This is a genomic window from Flavobacterium alkalisoli (assembly GCF_008000935.1).
Classification (GTDB): domain Bacteria; phylum Bacteroidota; class Bacteroidia; order Flavobacteriales; family Flavobacteriaceae; genus Flavobacterium; species Flavobacterium alkalisoli.
The window spans coordinates 3278985-3299667 of record NZ_CP042831.1 but is presented as its reverse complement, the minus strand read 5'-3'; the positions used below and the strand labels follow the sequence as shown (position 1 = coordinate 3299667).

The 20683-nt window shown below is 38.9% G+C and carries 13 protein-coding genes; 5 read left to right on the top strand and 8 right to left on the bottom strand.

All coding sequences use genetic code 11. The annotated features are described in order from the left end of the window. The first annotated feature begins 18 nt into the window (after positions 1–18). The 4 genes from FUA48_RS14930 to FUA48_RS14915 all read left to right on the top strand — a co-directional run bounded on the left by FUA48_RS14930 (position 19) and on the right by FUA48_RS14915 (position 8286). Entirely contained in the window at positions 19–3375 is a 3357-nt protein-coding gene (locus tag FUA48_RS14930; protein ID WP_147584271.1) for an L-type lectin-domain containing protein, read from the top strand. Then, positions 3324–5555 (top strand): T9SS type B sorting domain-containing protein, encoded by a 2232-nt coding sequence (locus tag FUA48_RS14925; protein ID WP_147584270.1) that lies wholly within the window; start codon positions 3324–3326, stop codon positions 5553–5555. Before FUA48_RS14930 ends, FUA48_RS14925 begins: the two co-directional genes overlap by 52 nt. A 178-nt stretch (positions 5556–5733) precedes the next feature. Further along, a complete protein-coding gene (locus FUA48_RS14920; protein WP_147584269.1) occupies positions 5734–7704 on the top strand; it encodes a sigma 54-interacting response regulator in 1971 nt (656 codons plus the stop codon). Between the two features lie 141 nt (positions 7705–7845). Then, on the top strand, positions 7846–8286 hold the full coding sequence (locus FUA48_RS14915; RefSeq protein ID WP_147584268.1) for a hypothetical protein: 441 nt from the start codon (positions 7846–7848) through the stop codon (positions 8284–8286). Positions 8287–8441: 155 nt separating this feature from the next. On the opposite strand, the gene FUA48_RS14910 is transcribed toward FUA48_RS14915, so the two are convergent. From FUA48_RS14910 to FUA48_RS14885, 6 genes are all read right to left on the bottom strand, one after another. Further along, positions 8442–9518, bottom strand: coding sequence for an alpha/beta hydrolase (locus FUA48_RS14910; RefSeq protein WP_147584267.1), 1077 nt, complete (start codon positions 9516–9518; stop codon positions 8442–8444). A gap of 32 nt (positions 9519–9550) precedes the next feature. Further along, entirely contained in the window at positions 9551–10918 is a 1368-nt protein-coding gene (locus FUA48_RS14905; protein WP_147584266.1) for an alginate export family protein, read from the bottom strand. A gap of 8 nt (positions 10919–10926) precedes the next feature. Then, on the bottom strand, positions 10927–11352 hold the full coding sequence (locus tag FUA48_RS14900; RefSeq protein ID WP_147584265.1) for a DoxX family protein: 426 nt from the start codon (positions 11350–11352) through the stop codon (positions 10927–10929). Between the two features lie 3 nt (positions 11353–11355). Continuing rightward, complete coding sequence (locus tag FUA48_RS14895; protein WP_147584264.1) at positions 11356–13155, bottom strand: amidohydrolase; 1800 nt, start codon at positions 13153–13155, stop codon at positions 11356–11358. Between the two features lie 111 nt (positions 13156–13266). Beyond that, positions 13267–13956 carry a hydrolase gene (locus FUA48_RS14890; protein ID WP_147584263.1) on the bottom strand — a complete coding sequence of 230 codons (690 nt, stop codon included), beginning with the start codon at positions 13954–13956 and terminating at the stop codon, positions 13267–13269. Between the two features lie 286 nt (positions 13957–14242). Next, a complete protein-coding gene (locus tag FUA48_RS14885; RefSeq protein ID WP_147584262.1) occupies positions 14243–15025 on the bottom strand; it encodes an alpha/beta hydrolase in 783 nt (260 codons plus the stop codon). A gap of 244 nt (positions 15026–15269) precedes the next feature. Between FUA48_RS14885 and FUA48_RS14880 the strand changes: the two genes are divergently transcribed. Next, positions 15270–17507 (top strand): tetratricopeptide repeat-containing sensor histidine kinase, encoded by a 2238-nt coding sequence (locus FUA48_RS14880; RefSeq protein ID WP_147584261.1) that lies wholly within the window; start codon positions 15270–15272, stop codon positions 17505–17507. 25 nt (positions 17508–17532) lie between these two features. Here FUA48_RS14880 and FUA48_RS14875 read toward each other — a convergent pair whose 3' ends face one another. Together FUA48_RS14875 and FUA48_RS14870 are read right to left on the bottom strand one after the other, a co-directional pair. Further along, on the bottom strand, positions 17533–17946 hold the full coding sequence (locus FUA48_RS14875; protein WP_147584260.1) for a hypothetical protein: 414 nt from the start codon (positions 17944–17946) through the stop codon (positions 17533–17535). Between the two features lie 15 nt (positions 17947–17961). Beyond that, positions 17962–20670, bottom strand: coding sequence for a TonB-dependent receptor (locus FUA48_RS14870; protein WP_147584259.1), 2709 nt, complete (start codon positions 20668–20670; stop codon positions 17962–17964). Positions 20671–20683: the final 13 nt, after the last annotated feature.

Sequence of the window (20683 nt, the reverse complement as noted above, 5' to 3'; positions counted from 1 at the left end):
TTCTAAAGATTATATAGCATGATTTCACTACCACTATGTAAATTTGCTGAACAATCCCGAATTTTATTATTCGGGATTTGTTTATTATTTACAACATCAGTTTTTGCACAATTAACACCTACTTTTGTGAATAATGCCTCACAAATGGCAAATGGTTGTTACAGAATTACAAATAATGCCCAGTCAAACTCGGGTGCTGTTTGGTACAACAATCCCATTGATCTATCAAATGATTTTGAGATTGTATTCAATGCCTATTTCGGAGCAAACTCCAATGGTGCAGACGGAATGACTTTTGTATTAAAAACTACTGCCAATCCTGTAATAGGTATAATAGGTGGAGGGCTTGGATATAGAGATCTTCCTGATCAACCCTCATTAGCAGTCGAATTTGATACCTATAGAAATGTAAATGCCTCTAATGGTCTTTTTGTAAATGATCCATTGTTTGATCATGTGGCGCTTCAAAAAGCCGGAAACATAAGTCATGCTTCGGCTGATAACCTTGTTGCGCCGGTTCAGGCATCTCCAACGTCTACTAATATTAAGGATAATACAGAACATGAGGTGAAAATAAGATGGAGAGCTTCAACACAGGCCTTCACGGTTATTTTTGACTGTTCAGAAAGATTTACCTATTTAGGAGATTTAATTAACGATGTTTTTGGCGGTACTTCTAATGTTTATTTTGGTTTTACAGGCTCTACTGGAGGGCAGGCAAATCTGCAGTATATCTGTTTTCAGTATTTATCATTTTTAGATGCCGGTATACAGGATAAATTAATTTGTGCAGGAGCATCTGTAGATGATATAGATGGCAGTTATACAGGAGCTTCTACTTATCAGTGGACACCCACTACAGGTGTTAGTAACCCTAACATAGCAAACCCTGTGTTTACCCCAACAGAAACTACAACATATTTGCTAACTGTAACCGATAATTGCGGAGATGTAATGGAACATGAGTTTACTATTACTGTCGCCGATTTTGAGGCAAGTGTAACAGCTGTTGAATCGCCTGTATGTAATGGTACTGGAGAAGCACAATTTGCTATTACGGGAGAGCCTAATGCAGAAGTAGCATATACTATAAATAACGGTGCCGAAGAGACAGTATTTTTAGATGATACAGGCGAAGCTTTAGTAACGGTATCCGGTGTTAATGTTAGCCAAACGTTACAACTGGTGAATCTTACTGTTGCAGAAGAGCCTTTTTGTACAGTTCCCTTAACAGAAAGTGCTTTTGTTGATGTTACCCTGGATGATGCATCGTTCTATTTAACTCCGGGATGTACAGATGCTACAGCGACTGTTACGGGAGTTTCCGGAGGTATTTTCACCTTTGATACAAATCCGGGAGACGGAGCTGTAATAGATGAAACTACCGGAGAAATAAGTAATGCCATTCCAGGGGCTACTTATAGTGTTCAGTACCTTACAAACGGAACTTGTCCAAACACAAGTGTAGAACAGGTAACATTATATTTATTACCCACCATATCATCTCCTATTACCGACTACGTATTATGTGATCAGACGGACTACATGACCCCTGACGGGATTGAGGAGTTTGACCTGACGAGTAAGGATTTGGAGGTAACCGGTGGTAACCCTGATTATGCGGTAAGCTACTATGAGACGGCTAATGATGCTGAGACGGCTACCAACCCTATCGTTAACCTGACAACTTATGCGAACCTTTCCAACCCTCAGACGATCTATGTAAGATTGGAGAACACGGTAACCACGTGTTATGATGTCTTTGATTTTGATTTGGTTGTAACCCCGCTTCCGATTTATGACAGCGCGCAGACGGACTTCCACGAGTGTGAGGAGGTACCGGGCCAGGCAGACTTTGACCTTCACAGCCATGATTCAGCCCTTGCTTCGGGAGTATCATCGGTAACGGTTAGTTACTATAGCAGCCAGATAGAGGCAGAGACAGGCGATGCTGCCACGCAGCTTCCTGATATCTATGTTGCCCCTGATATGGCCCAGATATGGGCAAGGTTACAGAGCAGTGTAACGGGCTGCTGGACGGCAGTTCAGATTACCCTTCATGTTGACCCTGCACCTATTGCCCCTGCACTGACAGCCCTTGAGGAATGTGCCTTTGACAATGACGGTTTTGAGAATTTCGACGTACAGTCGGTAATTGACTATATAGAATCACAGCTTACCGATGTTACGGTAACTGCGCACGAGACCATGGATGACGCGGAGTTTGGTACCAATGCCATTGACCCTGTTGACTATACCAATATCGAGGCGAACACCCAGACGCTTTACATCAGGGTATCTTCGGCCTTTACGGTTTGTTATGACATCGAGGAGCTTCAGCTGATTGTTCACCAGGCGCCTATCGCCACCGAACCGGCACCATATGCACTATGCGACAACGGTCCGGATGATACTGACGGTGAGGGTATCTTTGTACTTCCTTCAAGAGAGTCTGAGATACTTGGCGGATTGGACCCTGCACTGTACACGGTTGGCTATTTTGCGACCCTTGAGGCAGCACAGGCCAATACCCCTGCCATTGCGACCCCGGGCAGCTACACGGCTACCAATACCGATTCCCCTGTTTATGTAAGGGTAACGGACAATGCAACGGGCTGTTATGACATCGTGGAACTGGAGCTTATCGTCAACCCGCTACCTGTTGCTACCCAGCCTACACCATACACATTATGTGATGTGAACACTATAGGAGGGCAGCCTGACGAGGTTGAGGAGTTTGACCTTACCACTAAGATCCCTGAGATCATCGGGGTCCAGACGGGAATCAATGTTACCTTCCACCATACCCTTGCGGATGCTGATGCTAACATAAATGAAATACAGAACCCGCAGGCGTATACCAACCAGAGCAATGCCGAGGCGATCTATGTAAGGGTTACCTTTGAGGCTACGGGCTGCTACAGGATCGTATTGCTTGATATCAGGGTAGAGCCGCTACCGATAGTGGTTCCCCCTTCCCAGGAAGACCTTACCATGTGTGACCCAGACAGTGACGGCCATGCCCAGTTTGACCTTGATGCCCTTGTTGAGGATATGATCAACAACGGAGAGAACCTTTCTGTAACCTTCCACGAGACGGCACAGGATGCGGAACTGGGTATCAACGCCATCCCTAATACGGACAACTATACCAATACCAATGCCTATAACCAGACCATCTATGTAAGGGTGGAGAACACGGTAACGGGCTGTTATACGGCTACGGCCTATGCGCTTAACCTTATTGTTGTGGATACCCTCAGATTGATGCGGACCTTCAGGACATCACCCTTTGTGATACGGACAACAACGACCAGGATGCCATGGCAGCCGTGGACCTTACGGTTCAGGACAGCTACATACTGGAGCACTTAGGCAATGCGGACCCGTCGGATTATATCATCCATTACTTCAATAACCTTACGGCAGCCCAGAACGGCGCACCGAGGATTACCAACGCTGCGGGCTACACGGCCCAGGACGGAGAGGTTATCTATGTAAGGATTGAGGATGTTGCCACGGGCTGCTACAGCATCGAGAGCTTCACCATCCATATCAATATCCCGCTTGCCTTAACACGTCCGCCTGTACTTAGCGTATGTAACGAGGCCCTGCCGAATGATATGACCACGGAGTTTGACCTTACGGTAATGGAGAACACGATACTGGGCCCATTCGGGGTAGGCCTTGGCTACACGGTTAACTACTATGAGCCGGGGGCAACCACACCGATTGCCGACCCTACTGCTTATGTGAACACCTCCAACCCGATGACATTAACGGTAGAGGTTATCACCCTTGCAGGGTGTAAGAGCTACACTACCATGACCATAAAGGTACTTCCGTTACCTACACCGAATACGACCCCTGATGCCCTTGTGTTATGTGATGACAACAATGCGGGGGACGGCCAGGAGGAGTTTGACCTTACCCAGGCAGCAGCAGATATCATGGACAACGAGCCGAACCTTATCTTAAGCTACCACCTTACTTATGATGATGCGGACCAGGATATAAACGCCATAGCGGACCCTACGCAGTTTGTAAGCGGTACGGCTACCATCTATGTAAGGGTAGAGGCCAACACGGGCAACCCGAATGATGCTGTATGTTACCAGATCGTTGAGCTTGAGCTTATCGTTAACCCGCTGCCTGCATTGGGCGAGAACGGGGCGATTCCTGCCTATGCGATCTGTGAGCAGAACACCGATGGTTTTGCCACCTTTATACTAAGCAGCCACATCCCTGAGATACTGGGAGAGGATGCCGACCCGAACGATTACCTTGTAAGGTTCTACTTTGATCAGGCAGCCCTTGATGCGGGCACAGCACTGCCGAACCAGTACAACAACATAAGCACGCCACAGGATATCCTTGTATGGGTACAGCACATAGAGAGCGGCTGTACCACCACCGCACCGATGCAGCTCCTGGTGGAGGAGGCCGCAGTAGCCAACGCCCCTGCCGACCCATCGCTGTCTACCTGTGATGATGACGGTACAAACGACGGTATGCATGCCTTTGACCTTAGTGTCTTCGATGCGGAGATACTGGGAGCGCAGGACCCTGCGGACTACAGTGTTGCCTACTATGAGAGCTTTGAGGATGCAGATAATGCAACCAACCCTATAGCGGACCCTACGGTGTATGTGAACACCACTGCCGATGTTATGACCATCTATGCAAGGGTGACCAACACCTCGACCATCAGCGGTTGCCATGACATCACGGAGATCACCCTTATAGTGGAAAGATTGCCTGAGCCTGTGATCACCTCGGTGGACGGCAGTGATACCATCTGTGTGGACTACACTACCGACGATGTGTTAAGGACAGTAACCCTGGACAGCGGCATCCCGAATGGTATGGGCTACAGCTTTGTGTGGTATCTTGACGGAGTGGAACTGACCGATTATGACCCGGCATCTCCTACCTATGAGGCGATAGCCGAGGGTAACTATACTGTAGAGGTAACAGGCCCTGCACCACTGAACTGTATCTCTGATATCTCAGCAGCCTTCCAGGTTCAGAAGAGCGGCCCTGCCAGCCCTGTTGGTGTTGGTTATGAGGTGACCAACTACTTCAGCGACAACCAGGTTATCACGGTGTTTGTTGAAGGATATGGAGAATACGAGTACAAGCTTGATGAGGACGGCATGTGGCAGAGCAGCAATGTGTTTACCGATGTACCTGCAGGCACCCATACGGTCTATGTAAGGGATGTTAGCACGGAGTTTGCGTGTGATGAGATTGCCATAGAGGGCGTAAGCCTTGTGGACTACCCGCATTACTTCACCCCTAACGGTGACGGTTACCACGATACCTGGAACATCATAGGGTTGAACCAGCCTGATGCTAAGGTGTACATCTTTGACCGTTACGGCAAGCTGATCAAGCAGATCAGTGCCACCGAAGAGAGTGAGGGCTGGGACGGTACCTACAACGGTACACCGCTACCTGCTACGGACTACTGGTTCACGGTAACCTACCGTGAGACGGTTAACGGCCAACCGGTTGTTAAGGAGTTCAAGGCACACTTCTCACTGAAGAGATAAGACAATAAACAAATGATAAAAAAGCCTGAGGAAATCACCTCAGGCTTTTTGTTTTATAAAATAAACTTTGATTTTATTAGTGAAAACCTAAAAATTAAACTGGCTGTGGTTGAGTGTAAGTATTGAGAATTATTTATTGATAATTTTCGTACATTTAAAGATTAATTAGGATTTCTTTATGGCTACTCAACCGAATAGTAAAGAAAAAATTCTCATAGTTGAGGATCAGTTTATAGAAGCAAACGACATCAGGATCATGCTTGAAAGAGAAGGCTATGTTGTTTGCGGAATAGCACGTTCTGTTGAGAAAGCAATAGAGATTATTGAGAAGGAAAGACCTGTTCTCGTTTTAATAGATATATTTTTAAAAGGACCTTCTACCGGTATAGATTTGGCGAAGTACTTACGCAAGTTAGGAGTTGCTTTTATATATATTTCGGCAAACTCAAACCAAAAAATACTTGAACAGGCAAAAGCTACACAACCCTATGGTTTTTTGGTTAAGCCTTTTAGAGAAAAAGATTTACTGGTAACTCTTGAAATTGCCCGATACAGACATGAGAACAGTATGGAGGCAGCAATGAGGAAAGAACTTAAACTGGAAAAAATATTAAGCGGAATTATTGCTGAAAATATTTCTGTTAATGAAAAATTACTAAAAGTATGTAAGGGGCTTAATGATTACATTCCGTTTGATTATGTTGTATGCGGATTTCCCCCTAAAGCAGAAGGAGAACATAATATTGTTAGTTTTCTGAGAATTGGCTTTAATGAATACCAAACCATAGGTATTAATGAATTGCAGGTAATAACAAACCTTAAGCTTTCCGAAATCAATGATTTGGAGAGAAAGACCAAAAGAGATAATGTTCCCGTATATTATTCTGAGGATGATTTTAGGAGGATAATAAGGACACCTTCTCTTAAAAAGCTTTTTGCCGATACTTTTAAAGTAGAATCTAATTTGGTATTACCGGTAATGCTGGCAAATGATGAATTGTTTTATTTCTTCTTTTACAGCCGAAGGCCCGATACTTATGAACCACAACATATAGCTTTGGCTAATCGATTGATTCAACCGCTATCAGCTTCTTTAGACTGCCTTTTTGATATTACAGTAAAAGAGAAAAAGGTAGTACTTACCGGTGGGAAAAATATCCCTGCACAGGTAGCTCAGGAAAATATATTTGAAGGTATAGTAGGAAACAGCCATTTACTGCTTAATGTTTTTGACTATATAACGCAGGTTGCACCTGTTGATACCTCTGTTCTTATTTTAGGTGAAAGTGGTACAGGTAAGGAACGTATAGCTGACAGTATCCATAAGCTTTCGCCCAGAGCTAAACGTCCGTTTATTAAAATTAACTGTGCAGCATTACCTGCCAGCCTTATAGAGTCTGAATTATTCGGACATGAAAAAGGAGCTTTTACAGGTGCGGCAGATAAAAGAATAGGAAAGTTTGAACAGGCAGATACCGGTACATTGTTTTTAGACGAGATAGGGGAACTTCCTTTAGAACTTCAGGCAAAGCTGTTGAGAGTTTTACAGGAAAAGGAAATAGAAAGGGTAGGTGGCCGGCAGCCCATAAAAACAGATGTAAGAATTATAGCAGCCACAAATTGTAATCTTGAAAAGGAAATAGGAGAAGGCAGGTTTAGGCTGGACTTGTATTACAGGCTTAATGTTTTTCCTGTATACATGCCCGCATTGCGTGACCGTAAAGAAGACATTCCTGAACTGGTTAATCATTTTATAAAACTGAGTAATAAAAAATCTGGTAGGGAGGTTAAGGAAGTGACCCCTCAAGTTATGCAACAGTTACTGTGTTATAGTTGGCCGGGTAATATAAGGGAACTTGAAAATATTATTGAACGGAGTGTATTACTTTCAAAAAGTGATACTATAGGGCAGATTATGCAATTAGGACATGAACATAATAATAATGGTATGTATAACTCGGTATACAATACTACTACCATGCAAATTAAGAGTATACAGGAAAATGAACGCGACCATATTATAGCAGTACTAAAAAAATGTAATGGTAAAATATGGGGAGTAGGCGGGGCTGCAGAACTACTTAATGTGCCTCCCACCACATTGAATTCTAAAATGAAAAAACTGGGCATTAATCGCAATTATCTATAAAAATAGAGGCAGCTGTAAGGGCTGCTTTTTTATTTAATGGCATTAACATAAAATAACATAGCTTATAAGTAAATAACCATTTGTTTTTCATGTAGTTGTTAATTTTGGGTATAAGATTTAAACAAATAAAAACTATTAAATATGAAAACAAATAATGTAATAAAAGCGATTAAAAAAGGGATTTTTTTAGCGCTGTTAATTGTAAGCGGTTCTGCTTTTGCTCAGGATAAAGATTATACCAAAGAGCTCGATGCCATCTTTAATGCTTTTAAGGATAAAGATTATTCACTAATTGAGAATATCCTTGATCCCAATGTAAAAATCCACCCTAATATTCCGCAGGGAATGAATATTTATGTAATACCTCAGGTATTAGAGCAATTGCCTTCTCCCGTAAGTTATGAAGTCCTTAAAAAAGAAGTACAGGATGGTAATACTAGATACACCACAGAATACAGGTATGCCGATGGTAAACCAAGATTACAATACTTCGTTTTTGATAAGGACGGTAAGGCGATAGAACTGGATGTACTTCAGGACGCAACAAAAGTTGAAGCATCTACACAATTTGCCGGACAATAATTAAGGTGACCCTAACCACTTTTAAAGGCTGGTTATTTTGTTAGGGAAAAAATTGGTTGATGAAGGGATCCCCAAACATAAGTTTGGGGTTTTTTTATTAAAAAAAGGGTGGACTTTCAACTGAAACTCCACCCTTTTGGGGATATAGAGAAAAATTACTTTAAATATTTTTTAAGTTCTGCAGCACTATGCTCAAACAGTGATTTTGTGGTTGGTAACTCGGCAAGCGCGTTTAACAGCCCAAAATCGTGAATCATACCATTGTATCTTACTGTTGTTACGGGAACACCAGCTTCGTCAAGCTTACGCCCATAAAGTTCTCCTTCATCACGAAGAATGTCATTTTCAGCTGTTTGTATTAAAGTAGGAGGTAATCCCTGTAACTGTTCTTTTGTAGCATTCACTAAAGAGATATGATAATCTTTACGTAATTCTAAATCAGTAGTGTATTGATCGTACATCCATTTCATAAGTGATGCTGTAAGGAAACGATCAGTAGCAAATTGCTGATAAGATTCGTTATCAAATGAAGCATCGGCGACAGGCCAAAGTAAAACCTGAACTTTAATTTCAGGTCCGTTTTTCTCTTTAGCTAATAGTGAAGTTGCAGCAGCCATATTACCACCCACACTATTCCCTACAATTCCTAACTTAGATCCGTCTACATTAATTTCATTTCCGTTTTCTGATACCCATTTAGTTGCGGCATATATTTCGTTGACAGCAACCGGGTAGTGTGCTTCGGGAGAAGGGGTATAATTTACAAATACTGCAACAGCACCACTTAATACCACAAGATCTCTAACCATACGTTTATGGGTAGGGTAGTCGCCTAAAATCCAACCGCCACCGTGTATATACATAAAAACAGGAAGTTTTTCTGTAACTCCGGCAGGACGAACAATGTTCAGTTTAATTTCGTGTCCGTCAACAGTAATAGTTTTTTCCGATTCCTCAATGCCGGAAAGGTCAACTTCTACCGATGCCTGAGCGTTAACAAGTACAGCGCGTGCCTCTTCTTTAGAAAGTGTTTCAAGGGGTGCTCCTCCGGAGTTTAATGCAGTAAGGAATTTTTTAGTTCCGGTATCAATGCGGGGGTCTTCCTTAAAGTTAACGACTTGGTTTGTATCAACTTGTGTTTTTATGGAAATACCGGGACCTGAGCCGTCTCCGCAGGATGTTAATGCCGAAAACAGCAAAGCTGCGGGAGCATAATTTAAAATTGTTTTCATGATTTATGAGATTTATGTTAATAAATAGATGTTTAGAATCTTAGTTGTGCCGTAAAAGCACCGTAATAATAATCTTTACCTGTTCCGGCTTCTTTAATAAAAGGTCCTGAGTTAAACCAGGCACCTTCTACTGTTAGGGATAAAAAAGCATTTACATCAAAGTTGATATCTGCCGCAAGCTGAGTACCGATGAATTTTTCACTTAATCCCTGACCATCATATAGCAATTGTACGTTAGGGGCATATATACCATCGTTAGTACTCCACCGCCAAAAGAAATCATAATCAATACCCGCAGTAATCCTTTTATTGATGTTTATTTCCAATGAAGGATGAATATCAAATAAATTAGAAGGGCCTATCAATGCCACCAAACCAAAGTAGGCCCCTCTGGGGTATAGCGGGTTAAACGTTTCAAGTTTATTGTCATCGGCATGCCTGTCGCCGGATATTATTTCTGTTTTCAGCCCTGCCACCGGACTGAATTTTATATTTGAAAACCGATAGCTGGTATTGGAAGACAAAGTCCAGGCACTAATGGTTTTGTCTTCCATTTTACCAAACTGAGCCACTGCTTCAAAGTCATATTGCCATGAACCTTTGTTTTTCCAGATGCGGATACCTGTGGAATGGCGTACTTCTTTACCGGAAGCATCGTTAAAAGCGGCTTGTTTTTTATATAGTCCCAAATAGTACAAATCAATGTTTTGTAAAAAGGGAATATTTTTTAAAACCAAATAGTTACCCCACAGCTTTGCATCAGTATTAAAGCGATCATCAAAAACCTCGGGCCTGTTAGCAACGGGATGAGTATAGAACAAACAGTTGGTAGTATTTGCAGAGGTATAAGTAATTGTACCTCCGTCAAAAGCCAGTCTGCTGTTAGGGCCTTCCCGTACGCTTACAAGCCTTTGGGAACCAAACAATATTTCCTGCCGTCCAAACCTAAAAAACACCTCGGAGTTCTGTTGTTGCATAAAAACCACATCAGCAAATAATTGATGAACATCCAGGGGGTTTTCATCAACAGGGCTCACATCAATCTTACTGTATGCAAAGCTGCTTTGTAACTGAAAAAATAACCTTATATATTTAGTATGTAAATGAAGGTGTGCCAGATATCTTGTCATTAAGTAACCGTCATTTCCTGTAGAATCATCACCCCATTTTTCATTAATGGTATTTATATACTGAAAGCGTATTTCACCGCCTGAGGATATATAATTGTTAGTATTATTGCCTAATGGTAAATACTTGATTTTTTTGTAAAATGAAGAGGTAGAATCTGTTACCAGATAACCAAAATCATCATTATACCTAAGAGAATGAAATACAGGAGTTTTCTGTGCCTGTACTCCGGTTATTATTAATAGAAACAGTATGATAGCCGTTATTTTCATTATGGAGTTTATTCAAACTGTTTGCGATGTAATATGTTATCTATAGAGTATTTTCCCGGACCTAAAATGAGTATCAGTAAAAAGACTATACTATACATAAAAGGGACATCTCTTTCCAGAAGCGGATCGTTACCATGAACAATAAAGTAACCTGTTAGTGTTACGGCCAGTATAGGTAATGTAGCCAGCCTGGTAAGAACTCCAAAGATGATAAACAAGGGGAAAATTACATTAGAACTGGTTGCAAATACTTGGTTTATGGCCTGTGGCAGATGCAGCGGATTAGGCACATTTTCTGCCTGAGTAACCCCAATTCCCAGTTTTTTTAAACCGTGAACGACAATAAGCTGAGCCGAAACAGCTACACGAAAGGCTAACAAAGCTAAATCGTTAACAGAACTTTCAATATGACTATGTAACTGAATAACTTTCATGACTTACTTGTTTTGATACCCCCCATAATAATTAACAGGACTCCATTCCGGGATAGCTTTTAATTTTTCAGGGCCATACTGCTCAAATTCATTATTACCATATACTACCTTACCATTAACCACCGTTAAAACCGATTGCATGTTGAGTATCCTGTCTTCGGGTACAGTAAAGTAATCGTCTGAAAGCAGTATAAAATCGGCCAGATATTTTTCTTTAAGCATGCCTCTGTCGGCATCCAGGCGTACAAGGGCAGCACTTCCCTGAGTGAATAGTTTTATTGCAGCCGTTCTGTCCTGTATGTTTTCTTCAGCCATATATTTAAGTCCGCCAAGTGTTTTTCCGGTAGTAAGCCAGTACAAGCCTACCCATGGGTTGTAGCTTGCCACACGAGTACCGTCTGTACCCATACCGACTTTAATACCCATATCCATCATTTTTTTGAGAGGTACTGTTTTTGCCGCCGCAGCCTTGCCATAGCGTTTTATGAAGTTCTCACCCTGATAGGCCATCCTGTGCTGTATGGCAATACCGCCTCCTAATGCCTTTACCCTTTGCAGGTTTTCATCGGATATGGTTTCGGCATGATCAAAGAACCAAAGCAGGCCGTCCAAAGGCGTTTCTTTATCTATCTCTTCAATAACATTTAAAAAACGGGTAATACTTTCGTTGTAAGTAGCATGTAGCCTGAAAGGCCATCTGTTTTTTATAAGTAGGGAAAGTACAGCTTTAAGCTGCTGTTCCATGGCAGGATTTAAATCAGGCCTAGGCTTATCAAAGTTTTCAAAATCTCCTGCGCTCATTACCAGGTTTTCTCCGCCTCCCTGAACATGATATTCCATCTTGGGCATTTTACCAAATCGTTTAACTCCATCATCAGGTACATCACAACCCTGTCCTATTTCTACCGAACTGATCCAGCGGGTATAATCGGCAAGTTCACTTCCTGCTTTTTGTGCAAACAGATAATAGGGCATCCTTATGGTTAGCTCATTACTTTCACAAAGTTTTGTGGTAATGCCATAATCATCCGGATAGTTTTGAAATCCTCCTCCGGCATCCATAATGGCTGTAACCCCCAAACGATTCATTTCTGTCATAAACAATTTGGTAGAGTTTGTTTTTTGTTCTTCGGTAAGTTCAGGTAATTTGGAAAGTGTAGAATAAAGAATAAAAGCATTTGGTTCTGCCACCAGTAATCCTGTAGGGTTTCCGTAAATATCTTTTTCTATAAGCCCGCCAAATGGATTTGGAGTTTCTGAATTAATATTCAGGGCTTTTAATCCGGCCTTGTTGAGATAAGCATGCCCGTAAAGGTGCAGTATAAAGGTTGGTACATCGCCTGTAGCCTCGTTTATTTCCTGTAGGGTAGGAAGCCTTTTTTCTTCAAACTGCCATGCGTTCCATCCGCCCACTACACGAACCCACTGGCCTTTAGGGGTACGTTGTGCCTGTTCTTTAAGCATGGTAAGAGCTTTTTGAAGAGAACGAACACCATCCCAACGTAGTTCAGTATTAAAGAAACGTCCGCCTCTGATTATATGCATGTGAGAGTCAAAAATTCCCGGAATCATGGTTTTACCATGAGCATCTATAACAGTTGTACTTTTACCTTTAAGTTTAAGTATCTGTTTATCATTTCCGGTTTTTATGATTTTTCCGTTAGCAACTGCTATGGCCTGGCTAATGGTATTGTTGTTATCCAGCGTATGTATTTTGGCATTATACACTATCAGGTCAGGAGACTGAGCCATAGCCGATACTGCAAAAAACAATAATGCAAAAAGGGTAATACGTTGTTTCATTTTTAGTTTTTTTAGGTGAATTGATTGTTGAAAGGAGAAAAAGGCTGTGTATTAAATTAGGAAGTTGAATAAGGGTATACACAGCCTTTTTGCAGAAATAAAAAGCAGCTATTAATGTTTTAGCATATCATGAGCATACTGAACACCAACACCATAAGCACCTCCGTATTTTTTAACCAAATCGGTAACGGCCTTATAGGTTTCCTGGCGAGCCCAGTCGCGTTGCAGCTCTAGTAAGTACTGTAAAGAAGTAATTGGTGTAGCACCTGCCTGTACCATTCTTGTAACAGCCATTTCATGTGCTTCTTTAGATACATCTCCGCTGGCATCGGTAATTACGTATACTGTATATCCGTCGTTAATTGCAGATAGTACCGGGCCTACTATACATACACTGGTCCAAAGTCCTCCAAAAACAATTGTTTTTTTACCTTTTCCGATGATAGCTTTATAAGCATTTGCATCTTCCCAGGTATTCATAGTGGTACGATCAATATAGTTTGAAGTGGCTTTAGGGTAAAACTCTTCAATTTCAGGGAATACAGGGCCGCTAAAAGTCTTTTCGGCTACGGTAGTAACAACAGTAGGGACTTTAAATATTTTAGAAGCACCGGCTACTAAACCTGTATTGTTGCGCAGCTGATCTACTGTAATGCTTTGTAAAGGAAAAGCCATTTGACTTTCATAATCTACCAGTACAAGTGTATGGTTAGTAGGGTTTAATAACTTAGGACTTGGCTTTTGTGCAAAAGCTGTCATGGAAGTAATTAAAAGTGCAGCGGTTAAAAATAAATTTTTCATGATAAATGTGTTTTTTAAATTGTGAATTAGATATTGTTTTTGTTTTGAATAAGGACAGAGAATCCCTGTCCGGGCATAAAATGCCGGTTTTAAAAATTGTTTTTTGTTTGTGGATTTAGTGATTAAGGACTATGTCCTGAAAGAAAGTTTTAAATAAAGATTTGTTTTCATGGCTGATGTGATATGGTTGTTTATTATTGTGTTTCAGTTTTACTTTTCTCTATTGTACAAGACAAATTTCATATTTTAAAAAATCTCTGGCATTGAACTAAGACAAGAAAGTATTTTACAAGCTTTTAATCCAGTTTAAAGCATAACCTGCTGTTTCTTTCCAGTTTGGCATGCCCACTACATAGTGATTATTCTCGCTAAACTCCTTAAAATTGGTAACAGAGCTTTTGTCTTTGTATTTTTTATAATTGGAATAGTTTAACGAGGCAGGCATGATATTATCATTTGTTCCAGCTATAAAAAGGAGGGGAGGGTGAGGTTTTTTAAAATTTATCTTAGCAGCACTGGTAAGGCCGTCTCTTGAAGCAAGTTTGGATTCAGGTATCACATTTTCATCATAAGATTGTTGCTGCTCCTCAAGGCTCATTCCGTTAGTAAAGGCATATTGCCATTGAGGGAACGACATTAGAAACGTCTTTTTTGTAGAAGTAAACAAACCTAACGGTCCCCATACTGCTTTAAAGAAAGACCATTTAAATGTTAATACCCCTTGTGGCGGTACCGAATGTATAACTACAGCTGCTACACCAAACCCTCGTTGAAGAAGTAGTTGTGTTACCAATCCACCAAAAGAATGTCCTATAATAATAGGTTCTTCGGGTAAGCCGGCAATTATTTCAGCATAATGATCTACAACGTCCTCTAATCGTACAGAAGCTATACCGGGATCAGGATGCCTTTTTCTAAGTACTTTTGCAGGTGCATCTTTATGAGGCCATGGTGGTGCTAATGTTGTATAACCGTTTGCTTCAAAATATTCTTTCCACTTATCCCAACCTCTATGTGTTACAAAGGCACCGGTAACAAATAATACTGTTTTTGACTTAGGCGTTTCCATAGTAATGTAAATTTTTAATTAGTTGTGCCATTTTAAAGTCAAATACAAAGCCTTTATTTTAAATTACTGTAAATCAAATAATTAAATTTATTTAAGTTGAATAATTAGCGATATATAGTAATTTAAAAAATGGAGTTTAACGAAATAAAGTAGTAGGAACCAAACATTAAATTTTTTAAAAAGCTGTAAGATTAATTTGTACTTTTATTAAGCTGTGTGACAAGGTTTTTTAAATAGTGCTCTAATGAAAAATATTTTTATTATTATTCTTACCTACATGCTTTTTGTTCCTGCTATACCTTTTGCTCAGGAACAGAATAAACTTTTGCAGCTTGTAGAAAAGGAAAATAACAAACAGAAAAAAGCAGATCTTTTACAGGAGCTCAGCAGTTACTATATTTTAAAACCTGGTGAGGAAAAATCGGATATGGATAGTGCTAAGGTTTATTTGCAGCAAGCTGAAAAAATATGCAGGGAAATAGCCTATCATAAAGGAGAGGGAAATAACTACCTTCTTTTTGCAGGAGCCTATCGTGAAGGCGGTGATCGTGTAACGGGAAAAAAATATGCCCAAAAAGCAATTGACTGTCTTACCAAATATAATGAATACAGCTTACTGGGGGAGGCTTATATGGAGATGGCATGTTATTATGACCAGTATGAAGGGGAGATGGAAGAAAAGATAGCTACTACTGCTAAGGGTATAGAAGCTTTTAAAAGGGCGAAAAACTATAAAAGGGCAGCTGAAGCAAATAAAGTATATGGAGAATATTTTTTCCTTATAAATAAATATGATAGGGCATTAGAAGAATTAAAAAAATCACTTTCACTATATAAAAAGGCCGGAGCTAAAGATCTTCAGGGTATTTATGATATAATTGGGCAAGCCTATGTTATTACAGGAAATACTGAGGAAGGAATTAAATATGGCCTTTTGGCGCTTAAAACAGCAGAAGAACAGGGTGACAGGTCTATGCAGCTATGTACTATAAATAACAGGCTTGGATTAACTTTTGACTCGTTAAATGAAAATGATAAAGCTCTTAAATATTTTGAAGATGCCCTTGTATTGGCAAAAGAGAATAATGATGCTAATGCAGTTTATTTTGTAACTAATAATATTGCCAGTATTTTGGTACTTAAGAATAAGGTAAAAGAAGCACTTAAACTTGAAGAAGATGCTTTAAGAAATTATAAAGCTACTGATATAGGTGCAATAGTTGGACTTAATAGCTCGATTTTTTATACTTATATGTATAGTAAAGAATTTGATAAGGCAAAAAAATATCTTGATAAGATAATGGAGCTAAAAGTAAAACATGATTTTGCAGAAGAAGAGATTTTTCGAATAAATCATTTAGCAAGCAATTATTATTTTTCAGTAAAAGATTTTAATAAGACTGCCCAATTGGTAGAGGAAAACAGGTTCTTAGCCAAAAAAATGAATGTAGTTCCCAGCTGGAGGATTTATTATATATGGAAGTATAGAGTTGATTCGGCGAGAGGAAATTATAAAAATGCTCTAATTGCTCATCAAGAATATAAAAGGTTTGATGATTCCATTTCTAGTGTTAATAAATCTGAGCAGATAGCCCAACTTCAGGTACAATATGAAACAGAGAAAAAAGATCAGGATATAAAGCTAAAGCAACAAAATATAGAACTGCTTACGCAGGAAAGCGACCTGCAAAAAAGCAGGGCTGAAGATGCCCGAATCCTGCGTAACCTTACTTTTATAGGTATTATAGTACTTCTGATTATTCTTGGACTTTTATACAGAAACTATCGAAATAAACAAAAAGCCAACAGCAAGCTGGAAGAACAGCAAATTGTTATTAATGACAAAAATCATGCTCTTGAACATTTATTAAATGAGAAAGAATGGCTTCTAAAAGAAATACACCACAGGGTTAAAAATAACCTGCAAATTGTAATGAGTTTGTTAAATACTCAATCGGCTTATTTAAAAGATAAGTCGGCTTTAACAGCTATCAGGGATAGTCAGCATCGAGTGCATTCGATGTCATTAATACATCAAAAGTTATATCAAAGTGAAGATATGACTTCTATACCAATGCCTGCCTATATTACTGACCTTACAGAATATCTAAAAGACAGTTTTGACACCTCTAATATTCATTTTGATCTTACTATTGAGCATGTGGATTTTGATGTCTCCATTGCAGTCCCTTTGGGGCTTATCTTAAACGAGGCTATTACTAATTCTATTAAATATGGTTTTCCTGAAAAGGAGGAGGGTGTTATATCCATAAAACTTATACAAAATACAGAAGATACTTTTATGCTCTATATAAGAGATAACGGAGTAGGACTACCTGATGATTATGCCATTAAAAAAGAAAATTCACTAGGATTAAACCTTATAAAAGGACTTACCGAAGATCTCGACGGTTCTTTAAACCTCTATAATGATAATGGTGTGGTTATAGAAATTACTTTTATAAATAAGACATTTAAATAAAAACAGCGCTCAATTGAGCGCTGTTTTACTCTGTTATTGTTTGTGTGTTGACATTTGCTTCATCCAGTATATTAAACTCCAGTATTTTGTTCTTATCGTTAAAAAGAAAATTACTGTTTACCTTTTCTTTACTTTTTGAAGAGGTAAAGTACAGGTATATTCTGGTTCCGTTTTTTTCTTTTTTTACCTGTGTTACTTTATAAGAAGAAAAAGCGGGTAACTGCTGTATTATTTGTGGCAGTATTTGTTTTTCTAATCCCTTAGGCATTCCTGCAATGGTATAATTTTCTGCCAGTATAGGATTTAATTGGTTTATGTCTTTTTCCTGAAAGGTTTTTAATATTGTTTTTAACTGTGAATTAAATTTACTGCTATCCTGTGCGATAGCAGTAAAGGAAATAAGCAGTATGTATAGTAAATAAATCAGTTTAGTTTTCATGGTAATCAATTTTAGTTATAATTTGTAGGTTAAAGAGAACAGCAGGTATCTTGGCTGAACGGTATAAAGCGATGTGTTGCTTGAAAAAGAACTAAAGCTATCACTGTTTATGGTTTTAGTATTAAGCAGATTTGTTGCATTTATTCTGTATTCTAAAGCACTATCAGGTTTTTGGTAAGAAAGCCCAAGGTCTAAAAAGTCGTATTTGTTCTTAACAGTTTCAGAATGGTTACTATAGTTGTAGAACTGATAGTTTGATGTTAAGCTAAAGCCGTTAAGGAAATAATATTCCAGCCTGGCATTAGGCCTATGGGTAATGTAAGTATCGTTAGGATAGTTATTAACCAATAGCGAATAGCCTAGCGTTAGCGACGGTAGCTTATCAAAAGTTGTGGTTATAGAAGCATTGTAATTTTGACGATAGGATTCCTGAGGCGCTTCTGTCCAATCTCCTGTCTCATTATTTTTCTGGATATTATAGTTTTTACTCCAACCTAAAGAACCACCTAAGCCTATTTTGTAATTCCTGAAAACCGATCTTGAGTAACGGAAATCTGCATCCAGACTTTCATTAGCAAAATCAGAATTAAAAGGTGACTGAACACTGTTTACACCATTAAAGTCTGCTTTGTTATTAATACTTTCGGTTGTTTTATTATATCTTAAACTGCTACTTACACTACTCATATAGAATGAATTAAAATTTTGATAATATAACATATGACTTTGTGTTATGGAATTGTCTAGTGTACGATTACCATTAAACAGGCTATTATAACTCCCTATTACACTTCCTTCTGCCAATTGATTTATATCTGTAAAATTGTTAGCAAAAGAAAAATCATATTGTATTGACTCGTTTTTCCCCATTTGATAGTCAACTTTAAGATTAGGTAGCCAGCGTGTAAAATTGTTTTCATATAAACTACCGGACTGATTGCTTTTTGTATGGTAATTATGAAAACTTATACCGGGATTAAACGTGAATTTATCCAGAATGAATTTGTAATTTACTCCGGCAAAGAAATCATTAAAGGTATAGTCTGCATTATTGTTTACCGACGGATCATTAAAATCATTCCTGTTGCCATTGTCCAGTAACTGGAAAATATGAGAATTAAAATTTTGATAGGCATACTTGTTTGCAACCGTAAAATTTAACTGATTTCTGTCGTTAATAAGATGATAATAATCGAGCTTAGCATCAAATTTGTTTGTCTTTACAAATTTTTCCTGATTAAGGTTGTTTTTATCCTGTCCGTCAATATACTCAGGAAATATAAAAGGTGTTTGGGTTTGTATAGCATTATAAAAGGGATCTTCATCCTGATACAAATGCTGTATATTTAGGGTAAATACATCTTTTTTATTCTCCAAGGTATGGTAGATGTCTAATGCCTGATTTACAGAAAAGGGATTTTTATCTGTATTTTCAGAAACTTCCTGACCTTGTTCAATATTAGGAGAAACAGTTGTATTACTGTAACTGCCATTATTTAGCTTAGAACTTTTTAGAAATAAATTGTAATTAGCCTCAAACCTGTCATGCGGTTTAAAGTTAGTTTCCATTTTAAATAAGCCCAATGTATTAGTACTGTTACCAATACTACTTGTATTTTGAACGGTATTAACTTCGCCGGTTTGGTTGTTAAGTAATGAATTTATACTATTATTTTGAGTAGCTATGGTATTAGAAGACACTATGCCAAAACCACTAAAACTCCATGCTTTATTAGGATTAAAATTAAAGTTAGCAGCACTAAACCTTGAGATTATCTCTTTAGCCTTATTGTTTTGCATAAATAAATTTTCAATCTCAGGAGGTATAACAAAGAAATTGCTACCGCCTTTTTTCATAACATCTCTAAGTCCTCCTGAAAATTTGAAGTAATCGCCAAAGGTGAAAGGCATTTCTCCTGTATTATTAATATTACCTATATAGTTAAGGCTGTATTTAGGGCTGTAATAAAAAAGATTAGGATTTAATAAATAACGTTCGTCAGGACCGGCACCACCTTCTATATCGCCAAACCAAAAGTTCTTTTTACCTTCTTTTAGCTTAATGTTCATGGCAACATTATCCTTATTGTCTTCAACATATTTAAGCTGACTTATCTCATTATAGTTTTTAAGTACCTCTATTTTATCTACGGCATCGGCAGGAATATTTTTAGTTCCCAGTTTAGTGTCGCCATCAAAAAAATCGGTTCCTTCAACCATAAGTTTGGTTACTTGTTTTCCCTCGGCAAAAACCTCTCCTTCAGGAGTTACTTCCACACCGGGTAGTTTTTTAAGTATATCACCTAGTTTTCTCTCTGTACCATTTGTAAAGGAGTCAGAATTATAAACAATAGTATCTCCGCTTACCCTTACCGGTATTTCATGTACAATTTCTACACCTTCCAGTAATACACCTTCTTTAAGGTTTATTTCCCTTAAAACATTTTTATCGGTAGTGGTAAGTTCAAATTCCTGTGGTTCAAACCCAATAAATGATGCTTGTATTTTATAGGTTGTATTTTTTCTTAAACCCAGTGAGAACTTTCCGTCCTCATTTGTTATACTGTATGCTTCCGTCTCGTTGTTATTGCTGTTTATGGCCAATACATTAGCAGTTTCCAGTGGTATACCAAGAGTATCTTTCACAAAGCCTTCAAACTTTACCATTTGTGCATTAAGCCCCGTGGCAGCAAAGAGAACCAGCAATAAAATAATACGTTTCATAGCGGTATGGTTT

What these genes read in the sequence shown, in the direction of transcription:
- FUA48_RS14930 (WP_147584271.1), top strand. Translation starts at nt 19, where the DNA reads ATGATTTCACTACCACTATGTAAATTTGCTGAACAATCCCGAATTTTA.
- FUA48_RS14925 (WP_147584270.1), top strand. Translation starts at nt 3,324, where the DNA reads ATGGCAGCCGTGGACCTTACGGTTCAGGACAGCTACATACTGGAGCAC.
- FUA48_RS14920 (WP_147584269.1), top strand. Translation starts at nt 5,734, where the DNA reads ATGGCTACTCAACCGAATAGTAAAGAAAAAATTCTCATAGTTGAGGAT.
- FUA48_RS14915 (WP_147584268.1), top strand. Translation starts at nt 7,846, where the DNA reads ATGAAAACAAATAATGTAATAAAAGCGATTAAAAAAGGGATTTTTTTA.
- FUA48_RS14910 (WP_147584267.1), bottom strand. Translation starts at nt 9,518, where the DNA reads ATGAAAACAATTTTAAATTATGCTCCCGCAGCTTTGCTGTTTTCGGCA.
- FUA48_RS14905 (WP_147584266.1), bottom strand. Translation starts at nt 10,918, where the DNA reads ATGAAAATAACGGCTATCATACTGTTTCTATTAATAATAACCGGAGTA.
- FUA48_RS14900 (WP_147584265.1), bottom strand. Translation starts at nt 11,352, where the DNA reads ATGAAAGTTATTCAGTTACATAGTCATATTGAAAGTTCTGTTAACGAT.
- FUA48_RS14895 (WP_147584264.1), bottom strand. Translation starts at nt 13,155, where the DNA reads ATGAAACAACGTATTACCCTTTTTGCATTATTGTTTTTTGCAGTATCG.
- FUA48_RS14890 (WP_147584263.1), bottom strand. Translation starts at nt 13,956, where the DNA reads ATGAAAAATTTATTTTTAACCGCTGCACTTTTAATTACTTCCATGACA.
- FUA48_RS14885 (WP_147584262.1), bottom strand. Translation starts at nt 15,025, where the DNA reads ATGGAAACGCCTAAGTCAAAAACAGTATTATTTGTTACCGGTGCCTTT.
- FUA48_RS14880 (WP_147584261.1), top strand. Translation starts at nt 15,270, where the DNA reads ATGAAAAATATTTTTATTATTATTCTTACCTACATGCTTTTTGTTCCT.
- FUA48_RS14875 (WP_147584260.1), bottom strand. Translation starts at nt 17,946, where the DNA reads ATGAAAACTAAACTGATTTATTTACTATACATACTGCTTATTTCCTTT.
- FUA48_RS14870 (WP_147584259.1), bottom strand. Translation starts at nt 20,670, where the DNA reads ATGAAACGTATTATTTTATTGCTGGTTCTCTTTGCTGCCACGGGGCTT.